The sequence below is a fragment of the Massilia sp. P2_C2 genome (assembly GCF_056404615.1).
This window is the reverse complement of record NZ_JBFUDR010000341.1, coordinates 1-10419: the sequence shown is the minus strand read 5'-3', so window position 1 is coordinate 10419 and position 10419 is coordinate 1. Positions and strand designations below refer to the sequence as shown.

9 protein-coding genes and 1 pseudogene are annotated in these 10419 nt (G+C 65.6%); 9 read left to right on the top strand and 1 reads right to left on the bottom strand.

What is annotated here, in order from left to right:
• The 3 genes from AC1DYX_RS26520 to AC1DYX_RS26510 all read left to right on the top strand — a co-directional run.
• Positions 1-669 (top strand): glucose-6-phosphate dehydrogenase (NADP(+)) (locus AC1DYX_RS26520; RefSeq protein ID WP_477264444.1); only part of this gene is annotated, 669 nt, incomplete at its 5' end.
• A gap of 11 nt (positions 670-680) precedes the next feature.
• The gene (locus AC1DYX_RS26515; RefSeq protein WP_477264442.1) at positions 681-1535 is read left to right on the top strand and encodes an SIS domain-containing protein; all 855 of its coding nucleotides are present in this window, start codon (positions 681-683) and stop codon (positions 1533-1535) included.
• The gene (locus AC1DYX_RS26510) at positions 1532-2119 is read left to right on the top strand and encodes a YdeI/OmpD-associated family protein (RefSeq protein ID WP_477264440.1); all 588 of its coding nucleotides are present in this window, start codon (positions 1532-1534) and stop codon (positions 2117-2119) included. The genes AC1DYX_RS26515 and AC1DYX_RS26510 overlap by 4 nt, the downstream gene beginning before the upstream one ends.
• Here the strand turns inward: AC1DYX_RS26510 and AC1DYX_RS26505 are convergent.
• A complete protein-coding gene (locus AC1DYX_RS26505; RefSeq protein ID WP_477264438.1) occupies positions 2113-2724 on the bottom strand; it encodes an NAD(P)-dependent oxidoreductase in 612 nt (203 codons plus the stop codon). The two genes, AC1DYX_RS26510 and AC1DYX_RS26505, sit on opposite strands and share 7 nt — an antisense overlap.
• 141 nt (positions 2725-2865) lie before the next feature.
• Here AC1DYX_RS26505 and AC1DYX_RS26500 point away from each other — a divergent pair, with 141 nt between their 5' ends.
• The 6 genes and pseudogenes from AC1DYX_RS26500 to AC1DYX_RS26475 all read left to right on the top strand — a co-directional run bounded on the left by AC1DYX_RS26500 (position 2866) and on the right by AC1DYX_RS26475 (position 10395).
• Positions 2866-3246 carry a winged helix-turn-helix transcriptional regulator gene (locus AC1DYX_RS26500; RefSeq protein WP_477264436.1) on the top strand — a complete coding sequence of 127 codons (381 nt, stop codon included), beginning with the start codon at positions 2866-2868 and terminating at the stop codon, positions 3244-3246.
• A 247-nt stretch (positions 3247-3493) separates the two neighbouring features.
• Positions 3494-4488: pseudogene (locus AC1DYX_RS26495) on the top strand (IS110 family RNA-guided transposase).
• A gap of 150 nt (positions 4489-4638) precedes the next feature.
• On the top strand, positions 4639-7140 hold the full coding sequence (locus tag AC1DYX_RS26490) for a glycoside hydrolase family 95 protein (RefSeq protein WP_477264434.1): 2502 nt from the start codon (positions 4639-4641) through the stop codon (positions 7138-7140).
• Between the two features lie 111 nt (positions 7141-7251).
• The gene (locus AC1DYX_RS26485) at positions 7252-7749 is read left to right on the top strand and encodes a GAF domain-containing protein (protein WP_477264432.1); all 498 of its coding nucleotides are present in this window, start codon (positions 7252-7254) and stop codon (positions 7747-7749) included.
• A 158-nt stretch (positions 7750-7907) separates the two neighbouring features.
• The gene (gene tal / locus AC1DYX_RS26480) at positions 7908-8837 is read left to right on the top strand and encodes a transaldolase (RefSeq protein WP_477264430.1); all 930 of its coding nucleotides are present in this window, start codon (positions 7908-7910) and stop codon (positions 8835-8837) included.
• A gap of 544 nt (positions 8838-9381) precedes the next feature.
• Positions 9382-10395 (top strand): TauD/TfdA family dioxygenase, encoded by a 1014-nt coding sequence (locus AC1DYX_RS26475; protein ID WP_477264428.1) that lies wholly within the window; start codon positions 9382-9384, stop codon positions 10393-10395.
• The last annotated feature ends 24 nt before the right edge of the window (positions 10396-10419 follow it).

The window sequence follows — 10419 nt, the reverse complement described above, 5'->3', positions numbered from 1 at the left end:
CTGAAGCGCTTCACCCCGACGACGCTGTCGCAGAACATCGTGCGCGGCCAGTACCGCGCCGGCTATGTCGACGGCCAGCCGGTGCCGGGCTACCGCGACGAACCGGGCGCGCCGAAGCAGTCGAAGACGGAAACCTTCGTGGCGATGAAGGCCGAAATCGACACGTGGCGCTGGGCCGGCGTGCCGTTCTACCTGCGCACCGGCAAGCGCATGGCCGACCGCCTCGCGGAGATCGTCGTGCGCTTCAAGACGATCCCCCATTCGATCTTCAACCAGCCGACGTCGAGCTTCCAGCCGAACAGCCTCGTAATCCGCCTGCAGCCGGACGAAGGCCTGTCGATGAACCTGATGGCCAAGACGCCGGGCGATTCCATGCGCCTGAAGCAGGCCGAACTCGAACTCGATTTCCGCGAACAGTTCAAGTCCCCGCGCATGGAAGCGTACGAGCGCCTGCTGCTGGACGTCCTGCGCGGCCAGCTCACGCTGTTCATGCGCGGCGACGAGCTGGAAGCCGCGTGGGAATGGGTCGAGCCCATCCTCGAATACTGGGACCAGGACGACACCACGCCGGCCCCGTACACGTCGGGCACGTGGGGCCCCGCCGCCGCTTCCGCACTGATCGGCCGCGACGGCCTGCAGTGGCGCGAAGAGGCGCTGCCGGAAGACTAAAGGAACGCACCGTGCTGCTCGATTCGATCCGTACCCAGCTCGACTCCCTGTCGAAGTCCGAACGCAAGGTGGCGCTCGCCGTGCTGGCCGCGCCCAGCGCCACCGTGAGCCAGAACATCACCGCGCTGGCGCGCAGCGCACAGGTGTCCGAGCCGACCGTCGTACGCTTCTGCCGCACGCTCGGCTACGACGGCTGGCACGAGTTCAAGCTGAAGCTCGCGCAGGGCCTGGCGCTGGCCCTGCCCGGCGCCAACGAGCAGCCGGCGCAGGATGACCTGGCCGCGGATCTCGTCAACAAGATCTGCAGCCGCTCCATCAACACCCTGCTCGACCTGCGCAACAACCTGAAGCCGGAACTGATCCAGAAGGCGCTCGACATCCTGTCGCGCGCCAACAAGATCGAGTTCTACGGCCAGGGCACGTCGGGCTTCGTGGCGGCCGACGCGCAGCATAAATTCTTCCGCTCGGGCGTGCCGACCGTCGCCTACACGGACCCGGCGATCCACGCCATCGCGGCCGCGCTGCTGCGCGAGGGCGACGCGCTCGTCGCGATCTCCCAGCGCGGCAACAACCCGTCGCTCACGCGCTCCGCCAAGCTGGCGCGCCGCGGCGGCGCCGAAGTGATCGTGCTGGCGCCGTCCGGCACCCCGCTGGCCGAGATGGCGAGCCTGCTGATCCCCATCGACCTCGTGTTCGCAATCGACCCGTACACGCCGATCTCCGCGCGCCTCGCCTACCTCGTCGTGATCGACGTGCTGGCGGTGGGCCTCGCGCTGCAGCGCGGTCCGGAGTTCCGCAAGAAGATGCAGAATGCGCAGAAGGCGCTGCAGGAATTCGACCTGCAGTTAGATTCGTTCATCGGATGACCGCCCCCGTCTTCTTCGAGGACGCAGCGGATTTCCGCAAATGGCTCGCAGCGCACGCGCACGACGCGCGCGAGCTGCTGGTGGGCTTCCACAAGGTCGGCACGGGCAAGCCATGCATGAGCTGGTCGGAATCCGTCGACCAGGCGCTGTGCTTCGGCTGGATCGACGGCGTGCGCAAGCGCGTCGACGATGCCACCTACACGATCCGCTTCACGCCGAGAAAAGCCGGCTCGATCTGGAGCGCGGTGAACATCGACAAGGTTGCCAGGTTGCGCGCACAGGGCCTGATGACGCCCGCGGGCGAGGCGGCGTTCGCGCTGCGTTCGGAAGAACGCTCGCGCGTGTATTCGCACGAGCGCACGACGGACGCCGAGCTGGCCCCCGTGGACCTCGCCCGCTTCCAGCGCCACCAGGCCGCGTGGGCGTATTTCGAAGCCTGCCCGCCCGGCTACCGCAAGCGCATGCTGCACGTCGTGACGAGCGCGAAGAAGCCGGAGACGCGGGCCGCGCGGCTCGACCGCCTTATCGCGGCATGCGCCGAGGGGCGGCGACTGGACGAGTGGACGCCGGCGAACCGTCAATAGCCGACCGTGAACCGCTGCCGCACGTGCGCCGGCTTCTCGATCTCGTCGACGAGTGCAACCGCGTAGTCCTCGTACGAGATCGTGCTGCCCTTGTCGCTCACCAGCAGATCGTCCTTGGCGAGGCGGAACTTGCCGGTGCGCTCGCCCGGTACGAACAGGGCGGACGGCGAGAGGAACGTCCAGTCGAGATCGCCCACGCCCCGCAGGGCGTCGAGGAACGCGGCGCCGGCCGTCGCCTCGGCCTTGTACGCGGCGGGGAAATCGGGCTGGTCGAGCAGGCGCTTGCCGGGCGCGACGAACAGGCTGGCGGCACCGCCCACGACGAGATAGCGTTTTACGCCGGATGCGCGCACCGCGTCGATGAGCGCGGCCGGGTCGCTGTCGAGGAAGCGCACGGCGCTGATCACGGCATCGTGGCCCTTCAGCACGCCGGCCAGGCCGGCAGGGTCGGCGACGTCGCCGCGCGCCGCGGTCACGCCGGCCTGGGCCGCGATCTTCGCGGAATCGCGCACGATGGCCGTGACCTGATGGTTGCGCGAGACGAGTTCGTTCAGGATGCGCGTGCCGACGTTGCCGGAGGCGCCGATGAGGGCGATGCGTGCCATGTGGTTTCCTTCGATATAGGGTTGAGGGCCGGTCTAAAAACGGGACCGTTGACACATCTTATGCTAGGCTGTGAGGGCCGCACAAGAAGTCAGCGCGGCGTGATCAGGTCAGCACGCGCTGACCGCTATCCCGGAACGACCATGGCCAAGACCCTCATGCTGGCCGCCGACGGCGGCTTCGAACAACCCTGCCCCATCCGCGACGTGCTGGACCGCATCGGCGACCAGTGGAGCCTGCTCGTGCTCGGCGCCCTCGAAGGCGGCACGAAGCGCTTCAACGAATTGCTGCGCGAACTGGGCGACATCTCCAAACAGATGCTGTCGCTGACCCTCAAGCGGCTGGAAGAAGACGGCTTCGTGCGCCGCACGGTGTATCCCGAGGTGCCGCCCCGGGTCGAATACGAACTGACGCCGCTGGGCCTCTCCTTCCTCGTGCCGATGAAGGGACTCGTCGCCTGGGCCGACGACCATCACCGTCTCGTATGCGAGGCGCGCGCGCAGTATCGGACCGGCGCGCGGTAACGCAAAATTCTTCCTGGTTTGATTATTATTTATAATAAACAATCGAAGGACGCGGTGCTAATATCGCGTGAGTCATACGATAACCAGGAGAATGAAATGGACGCCTCCCACCTTTACGAGCGGAATGACGAACGGCAAGAAGGGAGCGGGGGATAGCGGAAGGGGTGGACCCTCGCGGGCCGACGGCGTCAAAAGCGCCTAAAGTGAAAGTGTCGAGACTTTCGAGGCTAACCGGAGGATCCACATCATGAATGCTACTCGCAAAACGACGGTCGGTGTCGATACGGCCAAAAGCGTATTTCAGGTCTATACCGTGGAGCAGGAGACAGGCGAAGTGATCAGCAAACAGATCAAGCGTGCGCAATTCCTGCAGTGGTTCGCCAACCGCGCGCCCTGCCTCGTCGGGATGGAGGCATGCGGCGGCTCGCAGCACTGGGCGCGCAAGCTTCAGGAACTGGGACACGAGGTCAAGCTGATGAGCGGGAAGATGGTCAAGGCTTTCGTGTGTGGAAACAAGAACGACGCGGCCGATGCGCGCGCGATCTACATGGCCGCGCAGCAGCTGGAGGTGAAGGCCGTGGCGGTCAAAAGCGAGGGCCAGCAGGCGGTGCTGGCGATGCACCGGATCCGCCAACAACTGGTGAAGGTACGCACGGCGCAGATCAACGAGCTGCGCGGTCTACTGGGCGAGTATGGCGAAGTGTTCGGCCAGGGCAGGAAAGTCTTCGACGCCGGCGTGAAGGCGGCGCTTGAGCGGCTGGCGGAGCGCTTGCCGGGGGCGCTGATCGACACGCTGCGCGACCAGTGGAATGAATTGGCGCGGCTCGATGAGCGCATCGCCCGCATCGAACGATCGCTGCTGGAATGGATGCGGCAAGACCGGGGCGCCAAAGCGATCTCTGCGATCCCCGGTGTCGGTCTGCTGACCGCCACGGCCGCGGTGGCCGCCATGGGAGATGCCAGGGCGTTCCGGTCTGGCCGTGAATTCGCGGCCTGGATCGGGCTCATACCGGGCCAGACCGGCAGTGGAGGGAAAGTGCGGCTGCTGGGCATGAGCAAGCGTGGTGACACGTATCTGCGAACCCTGTTGATCCACGGTGCCCGGTCGGTACTCCAACATGCCAAGACGCCAGGCCCACTACAGAAGAAAGGATGGCACGTCACCAGTTGCGTTGGGTATTGACAGCGATGACAGACAGGTCAGACCGGGATCCACCAAACCTGAATGCTGTCTGGGGCTAACAGCCCGTTAGGAGAATGAGGTGTGGGTCAGCGGATTTCATCGGGGCCAGCGGCAATGCCGCGCACAAGGCCGGATATAGAACTGCGACTTTCCTCGTCTGAACAGAGCTGAAAATACCTTGCAAAAGGGAGGCGTCCATATAGACAGCATTGGAAAAAGTAGGTCAGCAACAGGTCAACCTCACCCGGCGCCGCGTGCTCGGCACGCTGGGCCTCGCGGCCGCCGCGACCGGCATGCCCGGCCTGGCCGGCGCGACCGTCGTGGCGCGCACGGATGGCGGACGCGAGCAACTGGCGCTGTGGTACGAGCGCCCCGCCGCCCAATGGGTCGAGGCCCTCCCCGTCGGCAACGGCCGGCTCGGTGCGATGGTGTACGGCCGCCCGTTGCAGGAACGCCTGCAACTGAACGAGGACACGCTGTGGGCGGGCGGCCCGTACCGCTTCGACAATCCGGAATTCAAGACCGCGCTGCCGCGCGTGCGTGCGCTGATCGACGCAGGCCGCTTCATCGAGGCGCGCGACCTGGTGGCGCAATCGCTGATCGCGAAGCCGGCCACGCAGATGCCTTACGGTGCGGCCGGCGACCTGCTGCTCGACTTTCATGGACTCACGCCGGCGCAAGCGTACCGCCGCTCGCTCGACCTCGACACCGCCATCGCCACGACGCGCTTCGACAGCGGCGGCGCGCGCCACGTGCGCGAGGTGTTCGCGAGCGCGCCCGACCAGGTGATCGTGCTGCACCTGAAGGCCAGCGGCGGCGGCACGCTGGACTTCGACGTCGGCTACCGCCATCCGCGCCAGGTCGATTACGGCAAGACCAATTACGACGGCAAGTCCGCGCAGGATCCCTCGGCCGCCACGGGTGCGCCCTGGGACGTGAAGGAAGACCTGGAAGAATCGAAGCGGCCGGCCAGCCTGGCCATCCGCGCAGACGGTCCGCGTGCCCTGCTGATCGAAGGCGGCAACGCGGACGCCGCCGGCATCAAGGGCGTGTTGCGCTACGCCGTGCGCGTCATGGCACTGGGCGACGGCAAGGTGACCGTCGAAGGCGACCGCCTGCGCGTGCGCGCCGCGCGCGACGTCACGCTGCTGATCGGCGCCGCCACCAGCTTCGTTAACTTCCGCGACACGAGCGGCGACCCCGTGCAGGCCGTGCGTGCGCGCATGGATGCGGCCGCGCGCAAGCCGTATGCGCGTCTGCGCGCCGACCACGTGAAGGCGCATCGCGCGCTGTTCTCGCGCCTGTCGCTGCGCCTCGGCCGTGCGGACGCGGGTGCCGCCATCCCCACCGATGCGCGCATCGCCGCCGTCCCGCAGACGGACGACGCCGCGCTCGCGGGGCTGTCCGCGCTGTACCTGCAGTACGGCCGCTATCTGCTGATCTCGTCGTCGCGGCCGGGCAGCCAGCCAGCGAATTTGCAGGGCATCTGGAACGAGGGCATCTATCCGCCATGGGGCGGCAAGTACACCATCAACATCAACACGGAGATGAACTACTGGCCGGCGGAAGCGGCCAACCTGGGCGAGTGCGTGGAGCCGGTCGTGAGGATGGTCGAGGAACTGGCCGTCAACGGCGCCGACGTCGCCCGCGACAGCTATGGCGCCCGCGGCTGGGTCGCGCACCATAACACCGACCTGTGGCGCGCTGCGGCACCCATCGACGGCCCGAACTGGGGCATGTGGCCCTGCGGCGGCGCGTGGATGTGCAAGACGCTGTGGGATCATTACGAGTACACCCCGGACGATGCGTACCTGGCCCGCATCTACCCGCTGCTGAAGGGCGCCTCGCAGTTCTTCGTCGACGTGCTGGTCGAGGATCCGCACGGCCGCGGCCTCGTGACGTCGCCGTCGATCTCACCGGAAAACACGCACCATCCGGACGTGGCCGTGTGCGCGGGTCCGGCCATGGACCGCCAGATCGTGCGCGACCTGTTCGCATGGACCCTGGCCGCGCACGAGCGCCTGCGCGATCCGGACGCGGACTTCCGCAAGACGGTCGAAGCGAAGCGCGCGCGCCTGGCGCCGGACCGCATCGGCGCCCAGGGCCAGTTGCAGGAATGGCTGGAAGACTGGGACGGCCAGGCGCCGGAACAGCATCACCGCCACGTGTCGCACCTGTACGCCGTCTATCCCAGCGAACAGATCAACGTGCGCGACACGCCGGACCTGATCAATGCCGCCAAGACGACGCTGAACACGCGCGGCGACCTATCGACCGGCTGGGCCACGGCATGGCGCCTGGCGCTGTGGACGCGCATGGGCGACGGCGAGCGTGCGTACGGCATCCTGCGCGGCCTGCTGGGCCGGGAGCGCACCTACCCGAACATGTTCGACTCGCATCCGCCCTTCCAGATCGACGGCAATTTCGGCGGCTCGGCCGCCATCCTGGAGATGCTCGTGCAATCGTGGGGTGGCGAGATCCGCATCCTGCCCGCGCTGCCGCGCGCGTGGCCGGAAGGTGCCGTGCACGGCCTGCGTGCCCGCGGCGGCATCGAGGTCGACCTGGACTGGGCCGGCGGCCGCGCCACGCAGCTTCTGCTCCGCGGCAAGCCGGGCCAGACGGTCAAGGTGCGGATCGGCGAGCGCCTCGCGATGGTCAAGCTGGATACCGCCGGCCGCGCACGTCTGGCCGGGGCGGCGCTGGCGGCCTGACGCCGGTTCCGATGGTGTGTTGCGAGGGCCGCGAACGTCGTCGTTTGCGGCCTGCGCCGACCGGCACGCTGCCGTAGAATACGCGCTTTCGACAACGCAGCGCCGTCCGTCATGCACATCAATCCCGAACGCAGCACCCGTCCCGACTACGACCTGCTGGTACGCCAGGTCGCCAGCGTCCTCGAGGGCGAGCGCGACCTGATTGCCAACGCGGCGCAGTTTTCCGCGCTGGTCTACGACACGCTCGCCGACCTGAACTGGGCCGGCTTCTACCTCACCGTGCCGGCGAAGTCGGGCGACGGCCACGATCTGCTCGTCGGCCCGTTCCAGGGCAAGCCAGCGTGCGCCCGCATCCCGTTCGGACGCGGCGTGTGCGGCACGACGGCCGTCAGGCGCGAAACCATCGTCGTGCCCGACGTGCACGCGTTTCCGGGGCACATCGCGTGCGATTCGGCGTCGAATTCGGAAATCGTGATTCCGCTCGTCAAGAACGGGAAGGTCGTCGGCGTGTTCGACATCGACAGCCCGTCCTTGAACCGGTTCTCGGACGAGGACAAGGCCGGGCTGGAGGCCATGGTGGCGGCGTTTCTGGACGCGACCAATTATTGATTTTATTGGCATCTATTTGACGTAGGGTGGGCACCCCGTGCCCACGCGGAAGCCAACGTGACGCATACGTCACGCGTGGGCACAGGGGTGCCTACGCCGGCCGCGCCCACCCTACGATTCGGGATACAATATCTGTCTAATCCTTTCTCTCCCGCATCATGAACCAACTCGAACAGCTCAAGCAGTACACCACCGTGGTGGCCGACACCGGCGACTTCCAATCGATCAAGGCCTACGCACCGCAGGATGCGACGACGAACCCGTCGCTGATCCTGAAAGCCGTCCAGAAGCCGGAATACCGCCCGCTGCTGGAAAAGACCATCGCCGACTTCCCGCACGCCTCGACCGAGGAAATCGTCGACCGCCTGCTGATCGCGTTCGGCACCGAGATCCTGAAATTCGTCCCGGGCCGCGTCTCGACCGAGATCGACGCCGCCCTGTCGTTCGACACGGAAGCGACGGTCGCCAAGGGCCGCGAACTGATCGCCCTGTACGAAGCGGCCGGCATCGCGCGCGAGCGTGTGCTGATCAAGATCGCGTCGACGTGGGAAGGCATCCGCGCCGCCGAGATCCTGGAAAAGGACGGCATCCGCTGCAACCTCACGCTGCTGTTCTCGCTGTGCCAGGCCGTGGCCTGCGCCGAAGCGGGCGTACAGCTGATCTCGCCGTTCGTCGGCCGTATCTACGACTGGTACAAGAAGGCCTCCGGCACCGATTACACGGGCGCGGACGACCCGGGCGTGCAGTCCGTCAAGCGCATCTACCAGTACTACCGCAAGTTCGGCTACAAGACCGAGGTGATGGGCGCGAGCTTCCGCAACACGTCGCAGATCCTGGAACTGGCCGGCTGCGACCTGCTGACCATTTCTCCCGACCTGCTGCAGAAACTGGCCGACACGCAAGGCACCGTCGAGCGCAAGCTGGTCGCCGACGCCAATGCGGACATCCAGAAGATCGCGCTCGACGAAAAGACCTTCCGCTTCATGCTGAACGAGGACGCGATGGCGACCGAGAAGCTGGCCGAGGGCATCCGCGCCTTCTGCGCCGATTCCGGCAAGCTGAAGAAGATGATCGAAGAAATGCGCTGATCGCCGGCACTGACCGGCACACGCGGACGGCGGCCCTCGGGTCGCCGTTTTTTTTGGTATCCGTTCCCTCCCGCCTCCCGTCCCGCCCGCACTCTCCGGTGATTGCCGCCCCGCAGGCAAATATCACGCAATCCCACGAATTAAATAATCAACCACCCCACTCGTAAATACAAAACGAAAAATGAACGGCGCGAATTGCGAATCCTGCATCCGCCGCGTGCGCAATTCATCAAGCCGTCATTTATCCGTGGTTCACGCATCAATACGTGCACCGCTGCGGTGCAATTCATTTTGAATAAATTAAGCCATAAAAGTACTTCATATTGAACTTTTTAACATGTTGTCCGTCATGCTACTCTGTTGCAGTRCATCAACCACACTCTTCACTCTTGCCGAGTGTTTGCGCTGGTCGGTCGCACGTTACGGCAGTTCACATTAATTTGAATAACATTGTTGCCACCTAGAAATAAATCGATTAAACAAAGCATGCAGCTTTGCGAATGAACAGTGCCTGTTTTTCGTCGATCCTTTTTGGAGTTCTTATATGCTTTCTTCTATTTCGTATATCGGCGACATCGCTTCCGCCAAATCGAATTTCTCGTGGAATAAGGACCTCGACGCCATTTTCGAGATCCTGTCGCGGCGGTTCGACCATTTCAATGACAACGGCTTTTATGCCCATCCGGATGAGGTCGAATTACGCAAGGAACTGGCGCGGGTGCCGACGCTGGCCCACCTGACGGAAGGCTTGCGCGGGCTGCGGGCCAATGGCGTGGTGCTGTACGGCCTCGGCCTGGAAGGCCTGCCGGAAAAGCGCCGCAACGCCGCGCTGTATGCGCTCACGCTGATGCTCGGCTACCCCACCTCGACGGACCAGCGCACGGGCCGCGTGGCCTGGGACGTGCGCGCCATGCCGGTCAAGGAAGGCGGCAGCCGCTTCACGACGTTTTCCGAACGCGTCGGCCGCGCCGACATGCATACGGACTCGTCGTTCTATCCGATGCCTGAGGAACAATTTATTTTGTACGTCGTGAACGCCGCGCGCTGCCATGGCGGCCATTCGCTGCTGGTCGACACCGAGAGCATCTACCGTGCGCTGCAACGCACGCCGGAAGGCCGCGCCGCGTTCGAGCTGCTGAGTACGACGCCGGTGCCGTTCCGTGTTCCGGCCGTGTACGCGGCCGGCGACGAGACCGTGGAGATGTTCGTATCGACCGTGTTCAGCCCGTCGAAGGCCAAGCGTTTCGGCGCGCGCCCGGCGCCGCGCTTCATGATGCGCTGGCGCTACGATTCGATCATCAAGGGCCTCGACGCCCGTCCGGACCTGGACACGCCGGCCCTGCGCGACGCCGTGGAACTGATGAACGAGGCGGCCGAGACGGGCGCCGAGCGCTTCATCGAGCAGTTGCCGACCGATACCCTGATGCTGGTCGATAACCACCACATGCTGCACGGCCGGACGACCTTCACGGACGAGCGCCGTCACCTGATCCGCATCCGCATCTCGGACGTGCCGAATGCGGAACGCATCGGCCCCTCGGGCCTGGGCAGGGATTGAGCATGGCCCGTACCGCTTTCGCCC

Bases quoted from the DNA above. Each gene is read 5' to 3' on its own strand.
- AC1DYX_RS26510 (WP_477264440.1), top strand. From the start codon at position 1,532: ATGACCGCCCCCGTCTTCTTCGAGGACGCAGCGGATTTCCGCAAATGG.
- AC1DYX_RS26505 (WP_477264438.1), bottom strand. From the start codon at position 2,724: ATGGCACGCATCGCCCTCATCGGCGCCTCCGGCAACGTCGGCACGCGC.
- AC1DYX_RS26500 (WP_477264436.1), top strand. From the start codon at position 2,866: ATGGCCAAGACCCTCATGCTGGCCGCCGACGGCGGCTTCGAACAACCC.
- AC1DYX_RS26485 (WP_477264432.1), top strand. From the start codon at position 7,252: ATGCACATCAATCCCGAACGCAGCACCCGTCCCGACTACGACCTGCTG.
- tal (WP_477264430.1), top strand. From the start codon at position 7,908: ATGAACCAACTCGAACAGCTCAAGCAGTACACCACCGTGGTGGCCGAC.
- AC1DYX_RS26475 (WP_477264428.1), top strand. From the start codon at position 9,382: ATGCTTTCTTCTATTTCGTATATCGGCGACATCGCTTCCGCCAAATCG.